A 25,432-nucleotide genomic window follows, 5' to 3' on the forward strand; every position below is an offset into this window, starting at 1 on the left:
CGGTATTTCAGTCGACTTGATCGTTGACTGACTCGCCGCCTTCGCGAGCAGGCTCGCTCCCACAAGTGTTTTGGGTTATCGGTTACTGCCAGTTGAACACTTCGCAGGCATTGGCGGTGCTGACGGCGGCCAGCCGTTCGGGGCTGACCGCCATGATGTCGGCCAGCGCCGCGCAGATCGCCGGCAAGTGCGCCGGGCTGTTGCGCTGGCCGGGAAACATGGCGGGCGCCATGTCCGGCGAGTCGGTTTCCAGTACCACCGAGTCCAGCGGCAACTCGGCCAGAACGCGGTGCATGCGCAGTGCCTGCGGCCAGGTGGCGGCGCCGCCCAGGCCAAGTTTGAAACCAAGCTTGATGTATTCCCGGGCTTCTTCGCGACTGCCGGCAAAGGCGTGGATGATGCCGGCACGTTTCAGGCGAAACCGTTTGAGCGTGGCAATCACTGCCGCGTGGCTGCGCCGTACGTGGATCAGTGCCGGCAGATTGAAGTCTGCCGCCAGTTGCAGTTGTGCGTCGAACAGCGCTTGCTGGCGTTCACGGTCGAGGGTTTCGATGAAGTAGTCCAGGCCGATTTCACCCACCGCGCACAGTTGTCGATGACCGTACAGCCGGGTCAACCAATCCCCGAGTCCCGTCAGATGTTCAGGGCGATGATCGTCCAGATACACCGGGTGCAAACCGAACGCGGCATGCAGGTCGGGATCACTTTGCACCAGGTTCCAGACCCGTTGCCAATTGCCCTGATAAACCCCCAATACCACCATCCGGCGCACCCCGAGGGCGCGGCTTTCGGTCATCAACACCTGTCGATCGGCGTCGAAGTCCGGAAAATCCAGGTGGGTGTGGGTGTCGATCAGCTCCACGGTTCAGTCCTGGCGAATGCGTTGCTTGAAGGTGCGCGCAATGGCTTGCACGCCGGGTTGGTAATCGGACTGCTCGATGGCGGCCAGGGCCAGCGCCAGGGCTTTGTCGGCAATCAACTGATGCTGCTGGGACATGGCATTGACCGGCAACGGCAGGAAGTCCAGCAGCTGGGTGTCGCCAAACGTGCCGAGGCGCAATGGACGGGATTTCAGCGGGAAGTCATGCAAGGCATCGAACACGCCCTGGAGTAGTACGTAAGAAGTGGTCACCAACGCCTCGGGCAAATGCCCGACACGCTGGAGCAGTTCTTCCATCAACTGTCTGCCGCATTCACGGCTGAACGATTCGCCCTGTTCGATCAACATTTCACCGTCGTACCCGACCAGCGCTTCCCTGAAACCTGCGGCCCGTTCCTGGCTGATGCTCAGTTCCGGGCGGGCGCCGATCAAGGCGATCTGTTTGGGCAGCGGGTCGAGCAGGCTGCGGGTCAATTGCAGACTGGCTTCGCGGTCGTCGCTGATCACCGAGCAGAAATGTTCCGGCTCCATGACCCGGTCGATCGCAATGATAGGGATGCCTTTGGCCTGCAATTGGCGATAGCTGTCATCGCCGGGCGGCAGGCAACTGGCGACGATCAGCGCATCGCAGCGCCGGGCGCGGAACAACTTCAGCAATTGCCGTTCGCTGTCCGGCGCATCGTCGGAGCTGGCGATCAGCAACTGATAGCCGCGAGCCCGTGCCCCTTGCTCCAGCAACTTGGCAATTCGCGCGTAACTGGGGTTTTCCAGGTCCGGCAGTATGAAACCCAGGGTGCGGGTGTGGCGACTGCGCAGCCCGGCGGCCTGGGGGTTGGGCGTGAAGCCGTGCTGATCGACCACCGCGCGCACGCGCTCGACGGTGGCACTGCTGATGCGTTGCTGTTCGGCCTTGCCATTGATGACATAGCTGGCGGTGGTAACGGACACACCGGCCAACTGGGCGATATCACTGAGTTTCAACCCGCTGATTCCTTGTTTTTTCGAGCATGCCCGACATTTTCGTCAATCCTACCCGATTCAGGCAGTCGACCATTGTCGTGGCGCATCCGACAATTGGACTTCAAGAGAAAGAAATTATGGAGTAACGTGCCAATCATTCTAGATTAAACGTTTCAGCAAGCGTATTTGCTACCATATTGATGCCTTTGGTCGGTTCTGCCGCAAAACCGCCAAATGCTGTCTTCGGACAAGCGCGTAAGCTGAATCACTCAAAACAATACCTGGTGCCGACAAGCGCCAAAAAGGAGAAAGCATGCTCGAACTCACTGTAGAGCAGATATCCATGGGCCAGTCGGCTGTGGATAAGTCCGAAGCCTTGCAGTTGCTGGCCCGGCATCTGGTTGCCGATGGCCTGGTCGCCGACGGTTACCTCGCCGGTTTGCAGGCACGCGAAGCCCAGGGCTCGACCTTTCTCGGTCAAGGTATTGCCATTCCCCACGGTACGCCGCAAACCCGCGATCAGGTGTTCACCACGGGTGTGCGCCTGATGCAGTTCCCCGATGGCGTGGACTGGGGCGATGGGCAGATCGTGTACCTGGCGATCGGGATCGCCGCCAAATCCGATGAACACCTGCGCCTGTTGCAATTGCTGACCCGCGCCCTTGGCGAAACCGATCTGGGCCAGGCCCTGCGTCGCGCCAGTTCTGCCGAAGCCTTGCTGAAACTGCTGCAAGGCGCGCCGCAAGAACTGGCGCTGGATGCGCAAATGATCGGCCTGGGCGTTGCCGCCGAAGACTTTGAAGAGCTGGTTTGGCGCGGCGCACGCCTGCTGCGCCAGGCCGACTGCGTCAGCAATGGTTTTTCCGCCGTGCTGCAGCAGGTCGAAGCGTTGCCACTGGGTGACGGCCTGTGGTGGTTGCACAGCGAGCAAACTGTGAAACGCCCGGGATTGGCCTTCGTCACTCCGGATAAACCATTGCGCTACCTCGGTCAGCCGCTGAGCGGTTTGTTCTGTCTGGCCAGCCTGGGTGAAGCCCATCAAGCCCTGCTCGAACGCCTTTGTGCATTGCTGATTGAAGGTCGCGGCCATGAATTGGGCCGCGCCACCAGCTGCCGAGCAGTGCTGGAGGTGCTCGGCGGTGAATTGCCGGCGGATTGGCCGAGCGCCCGCATTGCGCTGGCCAACGCCCATGGTTTGCATGCGCGGCCAGCGAAAATCCTCGCGCAATTGGCAAAAAGTTTTGAAGGCGAGATTCGCATCCGCATCGTCGAGAGCCAGGACAGCGCGGTGTCGGTGAAGAGCTTGAGCAAGCTGCTCAGCCTGGGTGCCCGACGTGGTCAGGTGCTGGAAATCATCGCCGAGCCGAGCATCGCCGCCGATGCATTGCCTGCGTTGTTGGCCGCCATCGAAGAAGGTCTGGGTGAAGAAGTCGAGCCATTGCCAGCGGTGAGCCAGCCACGGGAAGAAGTCGTCGAAGTCGCCGAGGTGTTGCTGGCACCGGCGTCCGGCACGCTGGTGCAGGCCATTGCTGCGGCACCGGGCATTGCGATCGGCCCGGCACACATTCAAGTGCTGCAAAACATTGATTATCCGCTGCGCGGTCAGTCCGCGGCCATCGAGCGCGACCGCCTCAAGCAGGCGCTTGCGGATGTGCGAAGCGACATTGGCGGCTTGATCGAACGCAGCAAGGCCAAGGCGATTCGCGAGATTTTCGTCACCCATCAGGAAATGCTCGACGACCCGGAACTGACCGATGAAGTCGACACCCGCCTCAAGCAGGGCGAAAGCGCCGAGGCAGCGTGGATGTCGGTGATCGAAGCCGCCGCTCGACAACAGGAATCGTTGCAGGATGCCTTGCTCGCCGAGCGCGCCGCCGATTTGCGTGATATCGGTCGCCGCGTGCTGGCACAGTTGTGTGGTGTCGAAACGCCGAGCGAACCCGAACAGCCGTACATTCTGGTGATGGACGAAGTCGGTCCGTCCGACGTGGCGCGTCTTGATCCGACCCGAGTTGCCGGCATCCTTACCGCCCGTGGTGGCGCCACTGCCCACAGCGCCATCGTCGCCCGGGCCTTGGGTATTCCGGCACTGGTCGGCGCCGGTGCGGCGGTATTGCTGCTGGCACCGGGCACTCCATTGCTGCTCGATGGCCAACGCGGTCGTTTGCACGTGGATGCTGACGCGACAACCTTGCAGCGCGCCACCGAAGAACGCGACACCCGCGAACAACGACTGAAAGCTGCCGCCGAACAACGTCATCTACCGGCATTGACCACCGACGGACATGCCGTCGAAGTGTTCGCCAACATTGGTGAAAGCGCCGGTGTGACCAGCGCGGTGGAGCAGGGCGCCGAAGGCATCGGCCTGCTGCGCACCGAACTGATTTTCATGGCCCACCCGCAAGCGCCGGACGAAGCCACCCAGGAAGCTGAATACCGCCGCGTACTCGATGGCCTCGCCGGGCGGCCGCTGGTGGTGCGTACCCTCGATGTTGGCGGTGACAAACCGCTGCCCTATTGGCCGATCGCCAAGGAAGAAAACCCGTTCCTTGGCGTGCGTGGCATTCGCTTGACCCTGCAACGGCCGCAGATCATGGAAGCGCAGTTGCGCGCCCTGCTGCGGGCCGCCGACAACCGTCCGCTGCGCATCATGTTCCCCATGGTCGGCAGCGTTGACGAGTGGCGCCAGGCGCGGGACATGACCGAACGCCTGCGCCTGGAAATCCCGGTCGCGGACCTGCAACTGGGCATCATGATCGAAGTGCCGTCGGCGGCATTGCTGGCGCCGGTGTTGGCCAAAGAGGTCGACTTCTTCAGCGTCGGCACCAACGACCTGACCCAATACACCCTGGCTATCGACCGTGGTCATCCGACCTTGTCGGCCCAGGCCGATGGCTTGCACCCGGCAGTGCTGCAACTGATCGACATCACCGTGCGCGCGGCCCATGCCCATGGCAAATGGGTTGGCGTGTGCGGTGAGCTGGCGGCCGATCCGCTGGCGGTGCCGGTGCTGGTCGGGCTGGGCGTGGATGAGCTGAGCGTGGGCGGGCGCAGCATCGCCGAGGTCAAGGCGCGGATTCGCGAACTGAGCCTCAGCCAAACCCAAACCCTCGCCCAAGCGGCACTCGCCGTAGGCAGCGCCAATGAAGTGCGCGCATTAGTGGAGGCCCTGTAATGGCCAAGATTCTGACCCTGACCCTCAATCCGGCGCTGGACCTCACCGTGCAGTTACCGCGCCTGGAACCCGGTCAGGTCAACCGCAGCGACGCCATGCACACACACGCCGCCGGCAAAGGCGTGAACGTGGCGCAGGTGCTGGCCGACCTCGGGCATCAGCTGACAGTCAGCGGTTTCCTCGGCGAGGACAACCTGCAGGCGTTCGAAACCCTGTTCGCTAAGCGCGGTTTTGTCGACGCGTTCATTCGTGTGCCCGGTGAGACCCGCAGCAATATAAAGCTGGCGGAAAGCGACGGCCGCATCACCGACCTCAACGGTCCGGGGCCACTGGTCAGTGCCGCGGCGCAGCAAGCGTTGCTCGATCGGCTTGATCAGATTGCACCGTTGCATGACGCCGTCGTTGTCGCGGGAAGCTTGCCGCAAGGCGTCAGCCCGCAGTGGTTGCAGGCCTTGATCCTGCGCTTGAAAAACCTCGGTTTGAACGTTGCCCTCGATACCAGTGGCGAGGCCTTGGCGGCGGCGCTCAAGGCCGGTCCATGGCTGATCAAACCCAACACCGAAGAGCTGGCCGAGGTGTTGGGTGGCGAGGTGGTTTCGGTCCTGGCCCAGGCCGAAGTGGCGAACCGCTTGCACGCTCAAGGTATCGAACATGTGGTGATTTCCCACGGCGCCGAGGGCGTGAATTGGTTCAGTGTCGGCTCGGCGCTGCATGCCACGCCGCCCAGGGTCAGCGTCGCCAGTACGGTGGGCGCGGGTGACTCGTTGCTGGCGGGCATGCTTCACGGTTTGCTCAGTGCCGACACACCCGAGCAGACCTTGCGCACCGCCACGGCGATTGCCGCGATGGCGGTCACCCAGATCGGTTTCGGCATTGGCGATGCGGCGCACCTGGCGCAGCTCGAACAGGGTGTACGCGTGCGTCCCCTGACAGAACAATAAGAGGGTTGGTCATGAAGTTAGCCATTGTTACTGCCTGCCCCAACGGCATGGTCACCAGTGTGCTGTGCGCCCGTTTGCTTGATGCGGCGGCCCAGCGTCAGGGTTGGAGCACCAGTGTCGAAGTCAGCGATGCGGCGCATCCGGAGCGGCAAATGTCGGCGGCCACGATTGAAGCCGCCGAGTGGGTGTTGCTGGTCACCAGCGCACCGGTGGAGATGTCGCGATTTATCGGCAAACGCGTTTTTCAAAGCACACCGGCGCAAGCCCTGCAGGATGTGGAGGCGGTGCTGCGACGTGGCGCCGACGAGGCGCAGATTTATCTCGCGCCTGAAGCCCCCGCCGAGCCTGTAAGCGTCCCACAAAATGCACCGCGCCTGGTGGCGATCACCGCGTGCCCGACCGGGGTCGCCCACACCTTCATGGCCGCCGAAGCCTTGCAACAAGCGGCCAAGCGCCTGGGCTATGACCTGCAGGTGGAAACCCAGGGCTCCGTTGGCGCGCGCAACCCCCTGAGTGCACAAGCGATTGCCGATGCCGACGTGGTGCTGCTGGCGGCGGATATCGAAGTCGCCACCGAGCGTTTTGCCGGCAAGAAAATCTATCGCTGCGGCACTGGCATTGCTCTCAAGCAGGCCGAAGCGACGCTGAACAAAGCATTGGCCGAAGGCACGCAGGAAAGTGCAGCGGCCGGTGCCAAAGGCCCGGCGAAGCAAGAAAAGACCGGGGTCTACAAACACCTGCTGACCGGTGTGTCGTTCATGTTGCCGATGGTGGTGGCGGGCGGCCTGATGATCGCCTTGTCGTTCGTGTTCGGCATCACCGCGTTCAAGGAAGAAGGGACGCTGGCGGCGGCGTTGATGCAAATCGGTGGCGACACGGCGTTCAAGTTGATGGTGCCGCTGCTGGCGGGCTACATCGCCTATTCGATTGCCGACCGTCCGGGTCTCGCGCCGGGGATGATCGGTGGCCTGCTGGCGAGCACCCTGGGCGCCGGTTTTATCGGCGGGATCATTGCCGGTTTCATTGCCGGTTACGCGGCCCAGGCGATCAATCGTTATGCGCGGTTGCCGCAAAGCCTCGAAGCGCTGAAACCGATCCTGATCATCCCGCTGCTGGCCAGTTTGTTCACCGGTCTGGTGATGATCTACGTGGTCGGCAAGCCGGTGGCCGGGATGCTCGCAGGGCTCACGCACTTCCTCGACAGCATGGGCACCACCAACGCGATTCTGCTTGGCGTGCTACTGGGCGGGATGATGTGCGTGGACCTTGGCGGGCCGATCAACAAGGCAGCGTATGCCTTTTCGGTCGGGCTGCTGGCGTCGCAGAGTTATGCACCGATGGCCGCGACCATGGCGGCGGGCATGGTGCCGCCGATTGGCCTCGGGATCGCCACGTTCATCGCCCGGCGCAAGTTTGCGCAAACTGAACGCGAGGCCGGTAAGGCAGCGTTGGTGCTGGGTTTGTGTTTCATCTCAGAAGGCGCGATTCCGTTTGCCGCCAAGGACCCGTTGCGAGTGATCCCGGCGAGCATCGCCGGCGGTGCGCTGACCGGCGCGTTGTCGATGTATTTCGGCTGCAAGCTGATGGCACCCCATGGCGGTTTGTTCGTGATGCTGATCCCGAATGCGATCAATCATGCACTGCTGTATTTGCTGGCGATTGTGGCAGGGAGCTTGTTGACGGCGGTGGTGTATGCGCTGGTCAAACGGCCTGAAGTGGTGGAGTTGGCGGTAGAACCCGTCAGCGCCTGATACAGCCCCCTTGTGGGAGCGAGCCTGCTCGCGAAAGCGGTCTGCCTGTAAAGTAGAAGTAGACTGACACGACGCTTCGCGAGCAGGCTCGCTCCCACAGGGACCGCGTTTGACGTACTTCAGTTTTCCTATTCCAGGGAGAACAACAATGAGCGAATTCGACCTTGGTCGCCGTCGAGTCATGCAAGCGGTCGGTGCCGGGCTGTTGTTGCCGGGGCTGGCGCCGGCGGTGATCGCTTCGCTCAAGGATCGACCGCAACTCACCGACGGTGTGCAATCGGGCGACGTGCTCGGTGACCGCGCGATCATCTGGAGCCGCTGTGATCGTCCGGCGCGGATGATGGTGGAATGGGACACCCGCAGCCTGTTTTCCAACCCACGGCGATTCGTTTCGCCCCTGGCCGATGCCCGCACCGACTTCACCGCTCGAGTCGAACTCACCGGACTACCCGCCGATCAGGCAATTTTCTATCGTGTGCAATTTGAGGATGCCCGAAGCGGTGTCGCCAGCGAGCCCTGGTTCGGGCATTTGCGTAGCGTGCCCCAGACCCGCCGCGACATCCGTTTCGTCTGGAGCGGTGACACGGCCGGTCAGGGCTTCGGCATCAACCCTGACATCGGCGGTATGCGCATCTACGAAGCCATGCGTTTGCGTCTGCCGGACTTCTTTATCCACAGCGGCGACAGCATCTACGCTGACGGTCCCATACCTGCGCAGCTCACCACCGAGAGCGGCCGGGTGTGGCGCAACCTCACCAGCGAGGCCAAGAGCAAAGTTGCCGAGACGCTCGACGATTACCGGGGTAATTACCGCTACAACCTGATGGACGAAAACATTCGCCGCTTCAACGCCGAGGTGCCGCAGATCTGGCAGTGGGACGACCACGAGGTGGTGAACAACTGGTCGCCAGGCAAGCAATTGGATGAGCGCTACAACAGCAAAGATATCCACAGCCTGGTGGACCGCGGGCGTCAAGCCTGGCTCGAGTACGCACCGATGCGATTACAGGGGGGCGATGGTCACGGACGGGTTTATCGCCGGTTCGGTTATGGGCCGATGCTCGATGTGTTCGTACTCGACATGCGCAGTTATCGCGGCGCTAATGACGATAACCTGGGCGACGCCAAACCTTTCCTCGGGCGCGAACAACTGGACTGGCTGAAGGCGTCGCTGAAAGCCTCCACTGCACAATGGAAAGTCATCGCCGCCGACATGCCGATCGGCCTTGGTGTACCGGATGGCGAAGTCAGCCCCGGAATCGAGCGTTGGGATGCGGTAGCCAATGGCGATCCGGGACCGGCCCAGGGACGCGAGCTGGAAATCGCCGAGCTGCTGGGTTTCCTGCGGGCACAGCAGGTGCGCAATTTCGTGTTCCTGACGGCGGATGTGCATTACTGCGCGGCGCACCACTATCACCCGGACCGTGCGGCGTTTCAGGACTTCGAACCGTTCTGGGAGTTTGTCGCCGGTCCATTGAATGCCGGAAGTTTCGGACCTGACCAGCTGGATAAAACCTTCGGCCCTGCCGTGGTGTTCCACAAAGCACCGCCGGCGCAAAACACTTCGCCGTTTGCCGGGTTTCAGTTCTTTGGTGAGGTGAATATCGATGGGCAGACGGGTGCGCTGAGTGTGGTGTTGCGGGATCTGGATGGGGTCAGCTTATTTGAGCGAACATTGGACGCGAACTGATGGGGCAGCATCAGGAAAGTAAGGTTTTGAATTGACTTGCAGGACTGCCTGTTATTTGTGATAGGTGTTTTTTTGAGAGGGTTTTATTTATGGTTTGTACTCCAATCCAATCGAGTGGTTAATAATGAAACTAATAATGGAATATCCAAAAAGGACATGGAAGATTTTTGCTTCATTAATCTTTTGTATGCTTTTTTTTACGACCTGTAAAAACGTTTATGCCAATGAAGCTAACGCCGGCTTGTGCAATGGAGCTTGGGGTATTGCGGGTGGTTATTATTGCAATATGAATGGCGGTGTGGGTGGCGGGACTGTGCTGTGTGTTTTTTTTGGACGGGATAATGATCGTAATGGCGTCTACCGAAGTGGCACCAGTGACCAATGCATAATTGATAGGGCAGGGAATCAGTCAGCATTTGACTGCAATGAAATGTGCCGGCTGAACAACAGTTGTTCCAAAATATCATGCCCTGTTGGCGCGCAACTTGAAAATCTAAATGGGCCACTGGGCAAGTTGGACGAAGTCGATAAATAAGCGCTGATGAAATTCTGGGTTTTATCTCTTGCCTGAACTTGACTCGATCGTTCCCACGTATGGGAACGATCTTTCATCAATATTCAGCTTTATCAGTAAACGTCGCGGCGGTAGCGGCCCTGTTCGATCAGGCGTTCCACTTCGGCGGCACCGAGCACGTCCTTGAGCACTTCATCGACTCCGGCGGCCATCCCCTGCAAGCTGCCGCAAATGTAGATCACGGCGCCATCCGCCAGCCATTTCTTCAGTTCAGTCGCTGATTCACGCAGGCGATCCTGCACGTAGATCTTCTGCGCTTGATCCCGGGAAAACGCCAGGTCCAGACGCTGCAGATCGCCGGAAATCAACCACTCTTCCAGCTCGTCGCGACACAGGTAATCGTGTTCCCGATTGCGCTCGCCGAACACCAGCCACTGACGTTGCTGGCCATCGGCAATCCGCGCCTTGAGCAGACTGCGCAGTCCGGCCAGGCCGGTGCCATTGCCGATCAGGATCATCGGCAGCGCTTCGTTGGGCAGATGGAAACTGCTGTTGCGTCGAACCCGCAGGCTGATGCTGCTGCCCACCGGCGCGTGTTCGGTGAGCCAGCCGGAGCCGACACCCAGGCGGCCATCCGGATGCAGCTCCTGGCGCACGATCAGTTCCAGGATGCCGTCAGCGGCAATCGAGGCGATGGAGTATTCGCGCATGGCCAGCGGTACAAGGGCCTCCACCAGCGCTTGCGCGTGCAGACCGACCAGATGGCTGCGGTTCTCGGGCAGCTGACGGCTGGCGAGGGCTTGTTCCAGTGGTTGCGACAAACCATCGAGTGTAATGGCGGCCCGACCGTCGATCCCTAAACCATCGAGGAAATGTTCGATCGCCCAAGGGCAATTGCGCGGCAGCACTTCCACCAGGTCACCGGCCAGCCAACTGCTGGTGGTCGGTGCGGTGAGCCCCAGCAGATAGACAGCCGAACCACTGCTGTCAGGGTTGAGCAATTCACGGCGGCTCAGGGTCCAGTTGTCGTAGCTCGGCGCCTGCCAGGTCTCCACGGGCGCCTGGCCGGTCAACAGGCCCAGTTGCTGTTGCCAGTGACGCAAGGCGTAAGGGTCGCCGCTGTCGACTTCCACCGGGGCAAACAGGGTCTTGCCGCCGTGTTCACCCAGCCAGGTGTGCAGGCGTCGGGCAAATCCGCAGAAGTGTTGATACTGCCGGTCACCGAGGCCGAGCACGGCGTAGTTCAGGCTCTCCAGGCTCAACGCCCGGCCCAGTACCTTGCGCTCGAAGCCACGGGCGCTGTCCGGCGCTTCGCCGTCGCCGAAGGTGCTGACCACGAACAGCGCGTTGTTCGAGTCACGCAGGTCCTGCTCGCTGACACTCGCCAGCGGCTGCACCTTCACCGGCAGGCCGGCGGCTTGCAACTGGCCGGCCGTCTGCCACGCCAGTTGCTCGGCGAACCCGCTTTGGCTGGCGAAGCCGATCAGCCACGCCGGGGCGTCGTTGCCTGGTTGTGCGAGGCCTTTGCGGGCATCCTTGATCTGGCGTTTTTTGCGGCGGCGATCGAGGTACAGCAGCCAGCCGGTGATGAAGAATAGCGGCATGGTCAGGGCGGTGATCGTCAGGATGATTCGACCGCCGAGGCCGAAGTAACTGCCGACGTGCAGTGCATAAATGCTGGTCAGCAGTTGCGCCTTGAAGCTCTTGTCGCTGTAGCGGTCATGCCGTTTGATCACGCCGGTGACCGGGTCGAGGGTGATCTGGTTCAGTGCGCGGTCGTGGGGAGAGTCTTTCAACAGGTAGTAAACAGTCGCCGGTTGCCCGGCCACCGGTGGCATACGGGTGTTGTAGAAGCTCAGGTCGGGACCGGCCGCGCTGTAGATGCTGCTCCACATCGCCGAGTAATCGGCTGTCGGGGCCGGGCCGCTTGGCGCCGGACCGCGCGCGCGGACGCGCTCGCTCTGCGGCGAGTCGGAGAGCAATTGGGTCAGGCCCTTGCTGTACCACTCGTAGGACCAGAACAACCCGGTCAGCGCGGAAAAGAGGTAAAACACCAGGCACCAGGTGCCGGCAACCGAATGCAGGTCCCAGTTGAAGCTGCGACCTTTTTTCTTCCAGTCGAGGGTCAGCCAGGTGCGCCAGCTTTTCCACTGGCGAGGCCAGCGCAGGTACAGGCCGGAGAGGCAGAAGAACACCAGGATCAGCGTACAGGCGCCGGTGATCTGCCGGCCGGTGTCGCCCATGGCGAGGAAGCGGTGCAGTTGCAGCATCAGGCCGAAGAATTGCTGGCCGGTAGCGTCGCCCATCAGTTCGGCGGTGTACGGATCGAAGAAGCGCATTTGCCCCCGGCGCTCCCCGGGAGGCGGGGTGAAGAACACGCGTGCGGCGATGTCGCTGTCGATGTCCACCGAGAGCATCGCGACTTTTTTGCCGGTGGTTGCTTCGATTTTTTCGACCAGTTCAGCAGGCGGCAATACGCCTGCAACCTGCTTCTGCACCTGCAACACAGAAGGGTTCAGTGCGTAGAGGATTTCATCCTCAAACGAGACCGTCGCCCCGGTGATGCCCATCAGGGCCAGGACCAGTCCGGCGCTGATGCCGAAAAACCAGTGCAACTGGAACAGGGTTTTCTTCAACACGTCGCTCGCCTTGTTCGTTTAAAAATAATCGTCACGGCGCGCATTATGCCGTGGGTTTTCGAGAAGCATTCTTTTTTACACACAAAAGCCCCATTCACCTGGATGAACGGGGCCTGCCGCTGATCACGCTTACCTGTAGGAGCGAGCTTGCTCGCGATGGTCTTCAACGATGACGAGAAAAACCTGACACCCCGTGTCGTTCTTCAGTCCATCGCGAGCGAGCTCGCTCCTACAGTAGGTTGTGATCACCTTTCCATTAGAAGTGGAAGTTGGTGCTCAGCAAGGCAGTACGGCCCGCCGCCTGGTTGGCGAAGTGCGTCGAGAAGGCCTTGTCGTAGTAGGTTTCGTCAGTCAGGTTCTGCACGTTCAGTTGCAGGTCGATGTTTTTGGTCAGCTTGTAGGCGGCCATCGCATCGTAACGAACGTAGGAGTCGACCATGGTGGTGTTGGCCACGCTGCCGAACACGTCGTCGACATAGAACGCACCGCCACCGATGGTCAGCTTCGGCGTGACCTGATAGGTCGTCCAGAGGCTGGCGCTGTTTTTCGGCGTATTCGGCAGTTCGTTGCCGTCGTTGGCCTTGCTCGCCGCCAGTGGACCACCGTCGACCTGCTCGCTGTCCATGTAGGCGTAGCCGGCGAACACTTGCCATTTGTCGGTCAGCTTACCGGTGGCCGACAGCTCGAAACCTTGAACGCGGGTCTTGCCGACGTTTTCGTACGAGGCGGTGTTGGTCTGCACGCGAGCGTTTTCTTTCTCGGTGCGGAAGATATCGGCAGTCAGCGACAGGCGATCGTTCAACAGGTCCCACTTGGTACCGATTTCGTAGTTCTTTGTGGTTTCCGGCTCCATGTCGCTGCTCAGCAGGTTGCCGTTGCGATCCGGAGTGCCGCCCAGCGGGTTGCCGTCCTGGCCTTCGCCGAGGGTAGAGCCCGGTGGAGTGGCGGACGTGGCGTAGGAGGCATAGATGCTGCCGTTTTCCGCTGGCTTGTAGACCACGCCGAACTGACCGGTGACGAACTCGCTGACGTCATCGCCCTTGGACGTGGTGAGGCCGGCGGCGTTGTAGGTTTTGTAATCGGTATCGAAATGGTCGTAGCGCAGGCCCATGTTCACCAGCCACTGCTCGGACAACTCCAGGGTGTCGAACACGTACAACGCATAGGTGTTGGCCTTGGTGTCGGTGCCGGCGTAGTTACGCGAGATCGCACCGTTCCACGGATCGTTCGGGTTCGGGTTGGACAGTGAGGTGCAGTTGTAACCGCTTGGCGCGCCAATCAATGCCGGCGAGCAGTTGGTGGTGACGGCCGCTGTGCCCGGGGTCGTGTCGGTGTTGACGTTGTACGAGGATTTCTGGCTTTCCTCGCGGCTCAGCTCGATACCGGTGGCGAAGCTGTTTTTGAAGCCGGCGATGTAGACATCACCAAACAGATCGGTCTGGTTGGTGGTGGTCTCGGTGTTGCTTACGCGAGTGTTCGCACGACGCCAGACGCTGCCATTGTTGACGTTGCCCTTGCTGTCGTCCGGCTGGGTCAGGATGTAATCCTGCATGCTGCTGCCGTGGCGCAGGGTGTTCTTGACGGTCAGCGCGTCGCTCAGGTCGTGCTCGATGGCGATGGTCGCAGTGTCGACGCGGCCTTTGCGGAAGTCGCGGTTGTCCAAGCCGTAGAAGTTGCTGCTGTCGCCGCCATCTTCAGGCTTGTCCGGGTTGGACTTGGTACGTGCAGCCGAACCTGCGGTCGGGATCGAGTACGGAATACCCGAGTCCGGCGTGTCGTTGCTTTCCAGATGATAGTAATCGAGGTTGACGCGGGTGTCGGTGCCCAGGCCGAAGGCCAGCGATGGCGCGACGCCCCAGCGATCGTAGTCGACACTGTCGCGACCGGCGACATTGCTTTCGTGGCTCATCAGGTTCAGGCGGCCGGCAGCGGTGTCGGAGAACTGGTAGTTGCCGTCCAGGGTGTAACGCTGGGTCTGGTCCGAACCCCAGGTAAAGCCGCCGTCGAACGAGTTGCCCAGGTGCGCTTTCTTGCTCACCAGGTTGATGCTGCCGCCCGCCGCGCCACGACCGCCGATGGCCGAGTTCGGGCCTTTGCTGACTTCGATCGATTCCACGGCGAAGATTTCGCGGCTCTGCGAACCGGTATCGCGCACGCCGTCCAGGTAGGTGTCACCCTGGGCATCGAAGCCGCGGATGAACGGACGGTCGCCCTGTGGGTTGCCGCCTTCACCGGCGCCGAAGGTGATGCCTGGAACGGTGCGCAGCGCGTCCTGCATGTTCAGGGCGCCAGTGTCCTTCAAGACTTGTTGCGGGATGACCGTGATCGAACGTGGTGTATCGACCAGCGGTGCAGTGTACTTGGGTGAGGAGGCTTTCTCGACGTTGTAGGAGGTCTCGTCCCGGGCTTCGCCGGTGATCGCCGTAGCACCTAGCGAAAGGGTGTTGCCCGGCGCTTTCTCGTTGGTTTTTTCAGTCGCGAAAACCATGTGGCCCGCAGAGCCGGCCGTGATTGCCACGCCAATTGCAGAAGCGAGCAGACGTGGTGAACTGACCGGTAATGTTGGGTGCTGACGTGACATTTTGATTCCCCTCCCCAAGGATTTGAGGCGGCGGAATATAGGGTAGACGCGTCTTTGTATCAATTGCGAAACGTTACTATTCGCGATGAATTTACATTCTTTACAATTTAACCTTACGGTTTTTACTGTTTCGTTCGTCTTGCGGGTTTTACACAGTCAATAAGAATCAATACCATTGACGCTCCTTGGCTTTCAGGCGTCCTTCCCATGCTGCTGCACATTCCCGGCTTGTTCGACAAAGAAGAAGTGCGGCGCATTCGCGAGGCTCTGGAACAGGCCGATTGGGCCGACGGCAAGATCACCGCCGGCTATCAGTCGGCCAAGGCCAAGCACAATCTGCAGTTGCCCGAAGGTCATCCGCTGGCCAAGGAGATTGGCGCGGCCATGCTGGAGCGATTGTGGAAAAATCCGCAGTTCATGTCGGCGGCACTGCCGCACAAAGTCTTTCCTCCGTTACTGAACTGTTACACGGCCGGCGGCAGTTTCGACTTCCACATCGACAATGCCGTGCGACAGCCCAAGGGCAGCGTCGAGCGGGTGCGCACGGATTTGTCGGCGACCCTGTTTTTCAGTGAGCCGCAGGATTACGACGGCGGTGAACTGGAAATCCAGGACACCTTCGGGGCCCAGCGGGTGAAGTTGCCGGCCGGCGACATGGTGCTGTACCCGGGTACCAGTTTGCACAAGGTCAACGCGGTGACTCGTGGCGCACGCTACGCCTCGTTCTTCTGGACCCAAAGCCTGGTGCGCGAAGACAGCCAGCGTGCCCTGCTGTTCGAGATGGACGGTGCGATCCGCCAATTGGCCCAGGATGTGCCGGACCATCCTTCGCTGATCCGCCTGACCGGCACCTATCACAACCTTTTGCGCCGTTGGGTTGAGGTATGAGTTTTCAAGTGCGCCGCGAAGAAGTACTCGACGGCGAACAGCTCACATCCATGCTCGACGAAAGCCCGGCGCGTGCTGCCCAGGCGATTCTCATGGCTGCCGGTGAAGGGGTAGTCGATGCCCAGGCGTTGCTCGGGCAGATTCTGCTGGACGGGCGAGGGATCGCGCAGGATCAGCCGCTGGCACTGCGCTGGTTCGACATCGCCGCCCGCCAAGGGCACCTGATGGCGCGCAACATGCTGGGGCGTTGTCATGAGCATGGTTGGGGGTGCACAGCCGATGCCGCCGTCGCCGCCCAGCACTATCGCCAGGCTGCCGAAGCCGGACTTGATTGGGCGATGTACAACTACGCCAATCTGCTGGCGACCGGGCGTGGTGTTGGTGAGGATCAGGCGCAGGCGCTGGATCTCTACCGTCGCGCCGCTGAACTGGGCCACGCCAAATCGATGAATCTGGTGGGGCGGTATCTGGAAGAAGGACGCGTTTGTCCGGCAGATACAAAGGCTGCCCGTGAATGGTATCGGCGCTCGGCGGCCGGCGGAGATTTTCGCGGGCAGTTCAGTTATGCCGCAGTGCTGGCTGATGAAGGGAACATTGATGAGGCGCTGATTTGGCTGCGCAAGGCACTGGACGGTGGAAACCTGAATTTCCTGCGGGTGGCGAGTCAGGCGCTGGTGGGTGCAACTGATCCGCAAATTCGTGCCTTGGCAGCAGAATTTAATCAAAAGTCCCTTCAGTTGAGTGAGGAGCGGACTTAACACTTGAAACTGTGGCGAGGGAGCTTGCTCCCGCTGGGCTGCGAAGCGGCCCCAAATTGGCAGTTGCTGCGCAACCGAGCGGGAGCAAGCTCCCTCGCCACAGGTTATTCATCGCTCGTTCGGTTTCTGATCCGAAATCGCAGGCACAAAAAAGCCCATGACACGTCATGGGCTTTTTATTTTCTGCGTGTGTTTTTACACGTAGAAAGACTTCAGCGGCGGGAAGCCGTTGAATTCAACGGCGCTGTAACTGGTGGTGTACGCACCGGTCGACAGCCAGTACAGGCGGTCACCGATGGCCAGGTTCAGCGGCAGGCCGTACTTGTAGTTTTCGTACATGATGTCGGCGCTGTCGCAGGTCGGACCGGCGATGACCACTTCTTCCACTTCGCCTTTCTTTTCGGTCCAGATCGGGAACTTGATGGCTTCGTCCATGGTTTCGATCAGGCCGGAGAATTTGCCCACATCCGTGTACACCCAACGCTCGACGGCGGTACGGGATTTACGTGCAACCAGTACAACTTCACTGACCAGGATGCCGGCGTTGGCGATCAGCGAGCGGCCTGGCTCGAGGATGATTTCCGGCAGGTCGTCGCCGAAGTCTTCCTTGAGGAAGCGGATGATTTCTTCGGCGTAGGTTTCCAGGCTGTTGGTGCGGGTGATGTAGTTGGCCGGGAAGCCACCGCCCATGTTGATCAGCTTCAGGTGGATGCCGTCTTCTTCTTTCAGGCGTTCGAAGATCACTTTGACCTTGGCGATCGCCGCGTCCCAGACGCTGATGTCACGCTGCTGCGAGCCGACGTGGAAGGAAATGCCGTAAGGCACCAGGCCCAGATCGCGAGCGAGGATCAACAGGTCCATGGCCATGTCGGTCTGGCAGCCGAATTTGCGCGACAACGGCCAGTCGGCAGTGGTCGAGCCTTCGGTCAGGATACGTACGTAGACTTTCGAGCCCGGCGCGGCCTTGGCGATGTTGCGCAGGTCGGCTTCGGAGTCGGTGGCGTACAGACGCACGCCCTTGTCGTAGAAGTAGCGGATGTCCTTGGATTTCTTGATGGTGTTGCCATAGCTGATCTGGTCGGCGCTGACGCCACGGCTCAGCACTTTGTCCAGCTCGTAGATCGAGGCGATGTCGAAGTTCGAGCCTTTCTCTTTGAGCAGGTCGATGATTTCCACGGCCGGGTTGGCCTTGACCGCGTAGTAGACCTTGGCGAATTCGAAACCGGCGCGCAGGTCGTCGTAGGCCTGGCTGATCATCGCGGTGTCGATCACCACGAACGGGGTTTCTTGCTTGTCGGCGAACGCCTTCATTTTCTGAAAGGTATCGCGCGCGAAATAGTCTTCGACCTGGATCGACATGCTGGGAACTCCTACTGGCAAACTGAAATTATCAATGGGTGCAAATGAACGTCCTCCGTATCCCCACTTTGGTTCGCCTACTTCCCAAGGCATGTCGCCGAAAGCAAAAAGGCCATGGGAAGCGCTGCTTTCCCTTGGCCTTGCTGTCTCGTCGTCAGTACTTGAGCCGGATGGATCGTTTCCAGCATGGACGTTCGGCGCGAACTTTAGGGCGTGAGGGGCTTGAGATCAACAAAAAATGTCGCGTTTTTGCACGCTTCCGTCGTGCGGTCCCTGACAGTTACTGATGTAACGGACCTGTGTGACGGTGTGATGTTCCCCTGGCAGGGGAATTTGAGTGGATTCAGGGGGAGTCGACCAGCGACAAAAATCGCGAAACGGTGAAACTCCCCCTGAAGGGTACTGAGTGCCTTCCTGGACCGACTGTTATTGCGGCAGGGGGCATCTGGATAGGCCAAGAGTTGGCTGCTATTTACAAATCATTAGATTACTTGAATTTGCAGAACATAATTTTTTGCCAGGGCGGGGTATTGCGAGGGTGTGAGCCTGGCGGTGATGGTCATGTTGCTTGTCACTCGGGGGACATATATTTTTCCGTTCAAATATCCTGGGTTGTTGCTTACTGTTACTCCAGGCGTAGAAGGTGAAACACTGACTAATGTCCAGTTGCCGGAGCCTGGAACGGTTTTTCCATTGGCGTCCAATAGATCGCCAAGCGGTCGCTTTGTTAAGCTATTCCCGCGCCGTACTTTATTCGGGTTCCCCGTCACGCTGAGGCGTAGTTGAACGGCTGGACCCGCGTGAGTGGAGGGTGCGGCCCGGTCTGAAATCACATGGGTGGTATCCATTTAAGACTCCTTGGTCTGATAAGTATCGTATTTAATTAATGGCACTTGGCAAGTTGCCATGTTGTGTGTGCGTCGAGCGATGGCGCGTCACTAGTTAAATGCCTTTTATCGTAAAAGGGACCTATTACTTTAAGAGTATTTAATGTTGATTTGTAACGAATGAATGCTTGTCGAAAGGGTGTGAAGTTGCGGTGAAATATTATGTGATGATTGATAAGATTTCACCGCTGAATCAATTGTTTCAGCGGTGAAAAGGAATGTATTAAATCAGCGCCATATCGGCAGGCGATACAATACGTGTCTTAGCTCCGCGAGACTTACCCGAGCTTAAGTACTCGGCAATCGACTCCTGCGTCACCTCTCCCAAAAACACCCGCTCGGCATCCATCACCGGCAGCCAGGCGCGGTTGAACTCGTACATGCGCGACAACAGGATGCGCAAATGCTCGTCGTACGCTGCCGTGGCATTGAATTCGCGCAGGTATTGCCCACAAGTCCCGGTCTGACGGTGCAGATCGCGACGTCGAACATAACCCAGCGCCCTGTTCTCACCGTCGGTGACCACCACATAACGCCGGTCATGCTCGTCCATCAATTCCAGCGCCTCGGCCACCGGGGTCTGCGGGCTGACAGACGGTGCGTTGTCCGCCGCGTCTTCGGCCTTGACCAGCAACAGGCGCTTTAGGGTGCTGTCCTGGCCGACGAAGTTGCTGACGAAATCATCCACGGGATGGGCGAGCAGGGTGTCCGGATGATCGATCTGCAGCAACTTGCCGGCGCGGAAGATCGCGATCTTGTCGCCGAGCTTGATCGCTTCGTCGATGTCATGGCTGACCATGATCACTGTCTTGTTCAGCGCCCGTTGCATCTCGAAGAATTCGTTCTGGATCATTTCGCGGTTGATCGGGTCCACCGCGCCGAACGGTTCGTCCATCAGCAATAGAGGTGCATCGGCTGCCAACGCCCGGATCACGCCGATGCGCTGCTGCTGTCCGCCAGACAGTTCACGGGGATAGCGGTGCAGATACTGCTTGGGCTCAAGCTTGATCATGCTCATCAACTCGCGGGCGCGGTCGTGGCATTTCTGTTTGTCCCAGCCGAGCAGTTTCGGTACCACCACAATGTTCTCTTCGATGGTCATGTTGGGGAACAGGCCGATCTGCTGGATCACATAACCGATGTTGCGCCGCAGGGTCACGGCATCGAGGTCGGTGGTGTCTTCGCCGTTGATCAGGATCTTGCCCGAGGTGGGTTTGATCAGGCGGTTGATCATTTTCAGGGTGGTGCTTTTGCCGCAGCCCGACGGCCCGAGGAATACGCAGATCTCGCCTTCATTGACGGTCAGGCTCACCGAGTCCACGGCTTTGACATCTTTGCCGTTGCTTTGGAAGGTCTTGCTGAGGTTTTGAAGTTCGATCATTTGAGCAGTCCTTGTGGAGTCAACGAGCGTTGTAGCCATTGCAGAAGCAGGTCGGCGAAGATGGCCAGCAGGCTGACCAGCACGGCGCCGACGATCAGCATCGACATATCGCTGCGGCTGATGGAAGCGAGGATGAGTACGCCGAGGCCTCCGGCGCCGATGGTGGCGGCGATGGTCATGACGCCGATGTTCATCACCACGGCGGTGCGCACGCCGGCGAGGATCACCGGCACGGCGATAGGCAACTCGACCATGCGCAGGCGTTGGCCGAAGGTCATGCCGATGCCGCGCGCGGCTTCGCGGATACCGGGTTCGACGCCGGTCAGCGCCAGGTAGGTGTTACGCATGATCGGTAGCAGCGAATACAAAAACACCGCCGTGATCGCCGGCATCGGCCCCAGGCCCTGGCCGAATTTTGAATAGAACGGCAGCAGCAGACCGAACAGCGCGATCGATGGCACGGTCAGCAGCACCGTGGCGCTGGCCTGCAACGGCCCGGCGAGAGTGGGGAAGCGTGTCATCAGGATGCCCAGCGGCACGCCGACCACAATCGCCAGGGTCACGGCGATGCCGACCAGGGTGATGTGCTGCCAGGTCAGATGGATTACCTGATGCCAGTCGAGATGGGAAAAGGCGTTCAAGAATTCCATGACTTTTCCTCCTTAATTGATGGGGTGCTGGCGCAGAAAATCAGCGGCCACGGCGGATGGACTTTCATGATCGACATCGACCCGCGCATTGAGCTGGCGCATGGTGTCGTCATCGAACAGTTCGGCCAGCGGCTTGAGTTCTTCGGCGAGTTTTGGATGAGCATCGAGAAACGCCCGGCGCACCACCGGCGCTGCGGTGTAGTCAGGGAAGTAGTGCTTGTCGTCTTCCAGCAACTTGAGCTTGAAGGCGTTCAAACGACCGTCGGTGGTGTAGACCAGTCCGGCAAACACCTGACCGTTGCGCAACGCGGTGTAGACCAGTCCAGCGTCCATCTGACGGATGTTTTGGCGGGTCAGGTTCATGTCGTACTGCTGCACCATGCCGCCCAGTCCGTCGGAGCGGTTGGCAAACTCGGTGTCCAGGGCAACGAGGTGATTAGTCTTCGCCTCGTCGCGCAGCACGTTGTTCAGCTCGCTGATGTTGTTGATCTGCGGGTATTTGTCTGCGACGTTTTTCGGCAGGGCGAGGGCGTACGTATTGCTGAATTTCGACGGAGTGAGCCAGACCAGGCCTTTTTTCGCGTCAAGTGCTTTCACCCGGGCGTAGGACTGCTCGCTGTCGAGCTTTTCAGTCACATGGTTGTAAGCCACCAGCGACACGCCGGTGTATTCCCAGAGCATGTCCAGTTGCCCGCTTTCGTGGGCGCTGCGGGCCAGATTGCTGCCCAGGCCGCCCGTGACTTGGGCGTCGTAACCCTTGGCACGCAGGTATTGCGAAGTGATTTCCGCCAGCAGAGTCTGCTCGGTGAACACCCGGGCGCCGATGCGGATGACCGGCTTTTCAGCCGCGTGAGCAAATCCTGCGCACAGCAGGACGCAGCCTAGTAAAAAGCTTGAAGTCTTCATGAGAATTCCTTGGTCGAGGCTTAGGACGGGCGCAAGCCGCGTTCGAGCCAGAGGCGACTGGCGGCTGTGACCAGGCCGTCGAGCAACAAGGCCAGCAGCGCCGTGCAGGCCGCGCCGAGCAGCAGTTGCGACTGATTGTTCAGGGCAATGCCGGGGAAAATCAGGCTGCCGAGGCTGTTGGCGCCGATCAGGAACGCCAGCGGCGCGGTCCCGACATTGATCGCCAGCGCCACGCGCACACCACCGATGATGATCGGCACGGCGTTCGGCAATTCGACTTTCCACAGCACCTGGCGCGGCGTCATGCCGATGCCGACAGCGGCTTCCTTGAGTGAGCCCTGAACGTTTTTCAGGCCTTCATAGGTGTTGCGCACAATCGGCAGCAATGAGGCAAGGAACAGGGCGAAGATCGCAGGACCACTGCCGATCCCGAGTACGCCCAGGGCGATGGCCAACACGGCCAGCGGTGGAATGGTATTGCCGATGTTGAAGATCTGCATGAAGCGCTCGGCACGCGCGACCCGGGTCGGGCGGCTGAGGAAGATGCCGGCGGGGAGGCCCACGACAAGGGCGGCCAGCATGGAGGCGAGGACGAGAACCAGATGAGCTTGCAGGTAAAACAACAAATCGTCGCGGTAGTGTTCGATCGTGTTGATGCCGATCCAGTGGATCAGCAGGGCCAGGAGGGCGATTACCAGCACGCCTCCTATCAGCCCTTTGCCATGGTGGATAGCCACAGGCGGACTCCTTTTTTCAGTCGGCGAACGCAGTCCCGTGTGGCAGGCCATCATTGGCTGCCGGGCAACGTTCGCGAGAAGCAGCTCGTGCCGAGCGCGCTTTACTGTAGGAGCGAGCTTGCTCGCGAAAAACGTCCAGACAACGCTTGCATTCAGATACCCGGCGTTATCGTTGACATCCATCGCGAGCTCGCTCCTACAGGGGAGCGTGTACGGCTTTTTGAGCCATGAGCGCAGCCTCGTCAGGCTGACTTGCTGATGTTTCAGCCCCCGACGAGTGGTCGTAACAGGGGAGTGGACGTCTCCGTGCTTTAAAAGGTTCCCATCTGAAGCAGCATTTGGCCACCCCGGATGTGCTCAACGGTTCGGTTCTTCGATCAACTTGGGCTATAATCTGCGCCCTTTTTTGAATCACCTGCCAGGCGATTTCCCATGACCAAACAGGCCGCCGAAGTCGCGAAACGCCGCACTTTCGCCATTATTTCCCACCCCGATGCCGGTAAAACCACCATCACCGAAAAGCTCTTGCTGATGGGCAAGGCGATTGCGGTGGCCGGCACGGTGAAATCCCGTAAATCCGACCGCCATGCCACGTCCGACTGGATGGAAATGGAAAAGCAGCGGGGTATCTCGATTACCACGTCGGTCATGCAGTTCCCGTATCGCGAGCACATGATCAACCTGCTCGACACCCCGGGCCACGAAGACTTCTCCGAAGACACCTATCGCACCCTGACTGCGGTGGACTCGGCGCTGATGGTGCTCGACGGCGGTAAGGGCGTAGAGCCACGGACCATTGCGCTGATGGACGTCTGCCGTTTGCGTGACACGCCAATCGTCAGCTTCATCAACAAACTCGACCGTGACATCCGCGACCCGATCGAACTGCTCGACGAAATCGAAGCCGTCCTCAAGATCAAGGCTGCGCCGATCACCTGGCCGATCGGTTGCTACCGCGATTTCAAAGGTGTGTACCACCTCGCCGACGACTACATCATTGTCTACACCGCCGGTCATGGTCACGAGCGCACCGAAACCAAGATCATCGAGAAGCTTGATTCCGACGAAGCCCGCGCGCATCTGGGCGACGAGTACGAGCGCTTCATCGAGCAGCTGGAACTGGTGCAGGGTGCCTGCCACGAGTTCAACCAGCAGGAGTTCCTCGACGGTCAGCTGACTCCAGTGTTCTTCGGTACCGCGCTGGGCAACTTCGGTGTCGATCACGTCCTCGACGCCGTGGTGGACTGGGCGCCGCGCCCGCTGGCGCGTGTAGCCAACGAGCGCACCGTGGAGCCGGTGGAAGAGAAGTTCTCGGGCTTCATCTTCAAGATCCAGGCGAACATGGACCCGAAACACCGCGACCGTATCGCCTTCATGCGTATCTGCTCCGGCAAGTACGAAAAAGGCATGAAGATGCGCCACGTGCGCACCGGCAAGGACGTGCGTATCGGCGACGCCCTGACGTTCTTCTCCTCCGAGCGTGAGCAACTGGAAGAGGCCTACGCGGGTGATATCATCGGCCTGCACAACCACGGCACGATCCAGATCGGCGACACCTTCAGCGAAGGCGAAGTCCTGGGCTTCACCGGCATCCCGCACTTCGCCCCGGAACTGTTCCGCCGCGTACGCCTGCGCGATCCGCTGAAGTCCAAGCAGCTGCGCCAGGGCCTGCAACAGCTGGCCGAAGAAGGCGCGACCCAGGTGTTCTTCCCCGAGCGCAGCAACGACATCATCCTCGGCGCCGTGGGTGTTCTGCAGTTCGATGTGGTCGCCAGCCGCCTGAAAGAGGAATACAAGGTCGAATGCTCCTACGAGCCGATCACCGTTTATTCCGCGCGTTGGGTTGAATGCAGCGACAAGAAGAAACTCGAGGAATTCTCCAACAAGGCCGTGGAAAACCTGGCACTGGACGGCGGCGGTCACCTGACCTACCTCGCCCCGACCCGGGTCAACCTGGCATTGATGGAAGAGCGCTGGCCGGACGTGAAATTCCGTGCGACGCGTGAGCACCACTAAGCGCTGAACTGAAACAACAAAACCCCGTTGCGAAAGCTGCGGGGTTTTTTATTGCCAACTCGATCTCGAACTGTGGGAGCGAGCCTGCTCGCGAATGCGGTGGATCAACCAACATTTCTGTTGAATGGAAAACCGTCTTCGCGAGCAAGCCCGCTCCCACAAAGGATCATTGGTGTTAGTGGAATTGGGCATAACCCTTATTCCAAACCAATCTCTACATCGACGGCATTTCCATCGGTTCGTTAGCGTCCTATCTGGAGAACCGTGCTGATCGGAACTAGATTAAATTCAGCGCCAGACAGGCACTTCGAGACAGGAAGGATTCGGCTATGAACAGGTTGCTGCGTGTGTTGTTGATGTTGAAGGTGATGGTGATGCTGGCTCTCGGCAGTGCGACAGTCTGGGCCGAGTGCAAAGATCACGAGACGCAGGCGTCGGGCGGTCAGGTGGGGCACGGTGAACTGATGATCGCCGCGTCCGAATCGGAACCGGGCGACAAGGGGCAGGGCGGTAGTGCGGGTGACGACGACTCGACCACCGATGAGCCGGACTCCGATGAGGAAGGTGATAGCCAGACGTAAGTTGCGGGCAAAATAAAACCCCTTCGCTGCCGATTGGTACGCAATCGAAATAGAAGGGGTTGGGAGAAGGCAAAATCCCTGTGGGAGCGAGCCTGCTCGCGAAAGCGGTCTGTCAGTCGACAATGATGTGACTGACAT

General features: G+C 59.9%; 19 protein-coding genes. 9 read left to right on the forward strand and 10 right to left on the reverse strand.

Annotated features, from left to right (window positions below; all coding sequences use genetic code 11):
• Positions 1 to 82 precede the first annotated feature (82 nt).
• Both ACW9HW_RS18050 and cra read right to left on the reverse strand, forming a co-directional pair.
• On the reverse strand, positions 83 to 862 hold the full coding sequence (locus ACW9HW_RS18050) for a TatD family hydrolase (protein ID WP_457401115.1): 780 nt from the start codon (positions 860 to 862) through the stop codon (positions 83 to 85).
• Positions 863 to 865: 3 nt separating this feature from the next.
• Positions 866 to 1,861: a catabolite repressor/activator gene (gene cra, locus ACW9HW_RS18055; protein ID WP_457401117.1), complete on the reverse strand. Its 996-nt coding sequence runs from the start codon at positions 1,859 to 1,861 to the stop codon at positions 866 to 868.
• 292 nt (positions 1,862 to 2,153) lie between these two features.
• Between cra and ptsP the strand changes: the two genes are divergently transcribed.
• From ptsP to ACW9HW_RS18080, 5 genes are all read left to right on the forward strand, one after another.
• The gene (gene ptsP, locus ACW9HW_RS18060) at positions 2,154 to 5,015 is read left to right on the forward strand and encodes a phosphoenolpyruvate--protein phosphotransferase (RefSeq protein WP_457401118.1); all 2,862 of its coding nucleotides are present in this window, start codon (positions 2,154 to 2,156) and stop codon (positions 5,013 to 5,015) included.
• Positions 5,015 to 5,956 (forward strand): 1-phosphofructokinase, encoded by a 942-nt coding sequence (gene pfkB, locus ACW9HW_RS18065; protein WP_095193982.1) that lies wholly within the window; start codon positions 5,015 to 5,017, stop codon positions 5,954 to 5,956. Before ptsP ends, pfkB begins: the two co-directional genes overlap by 1 nt.
• Positions 5,957 to 5,967: 11 nt before the next feature.
• Positions 5,968 to 7,707 (forward strand): PTS fructose-like transporter subunit IIB, encoded by a 1,740-nt coding sequence (locus ACW9HW_RS18070; protein WP_457401120.1) that lies wholly within the window; start codon positions 5,968 to 5,970, stop codon positions 7,705 to 7,707.
• A gap of 148 nt (positions 7,708 to 7,855) precedes the next feature.
• Positions 7,856 to 9,397: an alkaline phosphatase D family protein gene (locus ACW9HW_RS18075; protein ID WP_457401121.1), complete on the forward strand. Its 1,542-nt coding sequence runs from the start codon at positions 7,856 to 7,858 to the stop codon at positions 9,395 to 9,397.
• A gap of 136 nt (positions 9,398 to 9,533) precedes the next feature.
• Positions 9,534 to 9,932: a hypothetical protein gene (locus ACW9HW_RS18080; RefSeq protein ID WP_457401122.1), complete on the forward strand. Its 399-nt coding sequence runs from the start codon at positions 9,534 to 9,536 to the stop codon at positions 9,930 to 9,932.
• Positions 9,933 to 10,024: 92 nt separating this feature from the next.
• Here the strand turns inward: ACW9HW_RS18080 and ACW9HW_RS18085 are convergent, their stop codons facing one another.
• On the reverse strand, positions 10,025 to 12,550 hold the full coding sequence (locus ACW9HW_RS18085) for a PepSY domain-containing protein (RefSeq protein ID WP_457401124.1): 2,526 nt from the start codon (positions 12,548 to 12,550) through the stop codon (positions 10,025 to 10,027).
• Positions 12,551 to 12,806: 256 nt separating this feature from the next.
• On the reverse strand, positions 12,807 to 15,131 hold the full coding sequence (locus ACW9HW_RS18090; protein ID WP_095193977.1) for a TonB-dependent receptor: 2,325 nt from the start codon (positions 15,129 to 15,131) through the stop codon (positions 12,807 to 12,809).
• Positions 15,132 to 15,338: 207 nt separating this feature from the next.
• Between ACW9HW_RS18090 and ACW9HW_RS18095 the strand changes: the two genes are divergently transcribed.
• Together ACW9HW_RS18095 and ACW9HW_RS18100 are read left to right on the forward strand one after the other, a co-directional pair.
• Positions 15,339 to 16,019 (forward strand): Fe2+-dependent dioxygenase, encoded by a 681-nt coding sequence (locus ACW9HW_RS18095; protein WP_095193976.1) that lies wholly within the window; start codon positions 15,339 to 15,341, stop codon positions 16,017 to 16,019.
• Positions 16,016 to 16,777, forward strand: coding sequence for a tetratricopeptide repeat protein (locus tag ACW9HW_RS18100; protein WP_095193975.1), 762 nt, complete (start codon positions 16,016 to 16,018; stop codon positions 16,775 to 16,777). The genes ACW9HW_RS18095 and ACW9HW_RS18100 overlap by 4 nt, the downstream gene beginning before the upstream one ends.
• A gap of 195 nt (positions 16,778 to 16,972) precedes the next feature.
• Here ACW9HW_RS18100 and ACW9HW_RS18105 read toward each other — a convergent pair whose 3' ends face one another.
• The 6 genes from ACW9HW_RS18105 to ACW9HW_RS18130 all read right to left on the reverse strand — a co-directional run bounded on the left by ACW9HW_RS18105 (position 16,973) and on the right by ACW9HW_RS18130 (position 22,697).
• Positions 16,973 to 18,136, reverse strand: a complete 1,164-nt coding sequence (locus ACW9HW_RS18105) for a type III PLP-dependent enzyme (protein WP_095193974.1) — start codon at positions 18,134 to 18,136, stop codon at positions 16,973 to 16,975.
• Positions 18,137 to 18,618: 482 nt separating this feature from the next.
• On the reverse strand, positions 18,619 to 18,984 hold the full coding sequence (locus ACW9HW_RS18110; protein ID WP_141232943.1) for a hypothetical protein: 366 nt from the start codon (positions 18,982 to 18,984) through the stop codon (positions 18,619 to 18,621).
• Positions 18,985 to 19,246: 262 nt separating this feature from the next.
• Positions 19,247 to 20,404, reverse strand: coding sequence for an osmoprotectant ABC transporter ATP-binding protein OsmV (locus ACW9HW_RS18115; RefSeq protein WP_095193973.1), 1,158 nt, complete (start codon positions 20,402 to 20,404; stop codon positions 19,247 to 19,249).
• Complete coding sequence (locus ACW9HW_RS18120) at positions 20,401 to 21,054, reverse strand: ABC transporter permease (protein WP_457401127.1); 654 nt, start codon at positions 21,052 to 21,054, stop codon at positions 20,401 to 20,403. Before ACW9HW_RS18120 ends, ACW9HW_RS18115 begins: the two co-directional genes overlap by 4 nt.
• 12 nt (positions 21,055 to 21,066) lie before the next feature.
• A complete protein-coding gene (locus ACW9HW_RS18125; RefSeq protein WP_457401129.1) occupies positions 21,067 to 21,960 on the reverse strand; it encodes a glycine betaine ABC transporter substrate-binding protein in 894 nt (297 codons plus the stop codon).
• 20 nt (positions 21,961 to 21,980) lie between these two features.
• Entirely contained in the window at positions 21,981 to 22,697 is a 717-nt protein-coding gene (locus tag ACW9HW_RS18130) for an ABC transporter permease (protein WP_457401132.1), read from the reverse strand.
• 432 nt (positions 22,698 to 23,129) lie between these two features.
• Here ACW9HW_RS18130 and ACW9HW_RS18135 point away from each other — a divergent pair, with 432 nt between their 5' ends.
• Positions 23,130 to 24,713, forward strand: coding sequence for a peptide chain release factor 3 (locus tag ACW9HW_RS18135; protein WP_457401133.1), 1,584 nt, complete (start codon positions 23,130 to 23,132; stop codon positions 24,711 to 24,713).
• A 329-nt stretch (positions 24,714 to 25,042) separates the two neighbouring features.
• Entirely contained in the window at positions 25,043 to 25,294 is a 252-nt protein-coding gene (locus ACW9HW_RS18140; protein WP_457401135.1) for a hypothetical protein, read from the forward strand.
• Positions 25,295 to 25,432: the final 138 nt, after the last annotated feature.

The organism is Pseudomonas sp. SDO5532_S415, assembly GCF_054071155.1.

Bases quoted from the DNA above. Each gene is read 5' to 3' on its own strand.
- ptsP (WP_457401118.1), top strand. From the start codon at position 2,154: ATGCTCGAACTCACTGTAGAGCAGATATCCATGGGCCAGTCGGCTGTG.
- pfkB (WP_095193982.1), top strand. From the start codon at position 5,015: ATGGCCAAGATTCTGACCCTGACCCTCAATCCGGCGCTGGACCTCACC.
- ACW9HW_RS18070 (WP_457401120.1), top strand. From the start codon at position 5,968: ATGAAGTTAGCCATTGTTACTGCCTGCCCCAACGGCATGGTCACCAGT.
- ACW9HW_RS18075 (WP_457401121.1), top strand. From the start codon at position 7,856: ATGAGCGAATTCGACCTTGGTCGCCGTCGAGTCATGCAAGCGGTCGGT.
- ACW9HW_RS18080 (WP_457401122.1), top strand. From the start codon at position 9,534: ATGGAATATCCAAAAAGGACATGGAAGATTTTTGCTTCATTAATCTTT.
- ACW9HW_RS18090 (WP_095193977.1), bottom strand. From the start codon at position 15,131: ATGTCACGTCAGCACCCAACATTACCGGTCAGTTCACCACGTCTGCTC.
- ACW9HW_RS18095 (WP_095193976.1), top strand. From the start codon at position 15,339: ATGCTGCTGCACATTCCCGGCTTGTTCGACAAAGAAGAAGTGCGGCGC.
- ACW9HW_RS18100 (WP_095193975.1), top strand. From the start codon at position 16,016: ATGAGTTTTCAAGTGCGCCGCGAAGAAGTACTCGACGGCGAACAGCTC.
- ACW9HW_RS18105 (WP_095193974.1), bottom strand. From the start codon at position 18,136: ATGTCGATCCAGGTCGAAGACTATTTCGCGCGCGATACCTTTCAGAAA.
- ACW9HW_RS18110 (WP_141232943.1), bottom strand. From the start codon at position 18,984: ATGGATACCACCCATGTGATTTCAGACCGGGCCGCACCCTCCACTCAC.
- ACW9HW_RS18115 (WP_095193973.1), bottom strand. From the start codon at position 20,404: ATGATCGAACTTCAAAACCTCAGCAAGACCTTCCAAAGCAACGGCAAA.
- ACW9HW_RS18120 (WP_457401127.1), bottom strand. From the start codon at position 21,054: ATGGAATTCTTGAACGCCTTTTCCCATCTCGACTGGCATCAGGTAATC.
- ACW9HW_RS18125 (WP_457401129.1), bottom strand. From the start codon at position 21,960: ATGAAGACTTCAAGCTTTTTACTAGGCTGCGTCCTGCTGTGCGCAGGA.
- ACW9HW_RS18135 (WP_457401133.1), top strand. From the start codon at position 23,130: ATGACCAAACAGGCCGCCGAAGTCGCGAAACGCCGCACTTTCGCCATT.
- ACW9HW_RS18140 (WP_457401135.1), top strand. From the start codon at position 25,043: ATGAACAGGTTGCTGCGTGTGTTGTTGATGTTGAAGGTGATGGTGATG.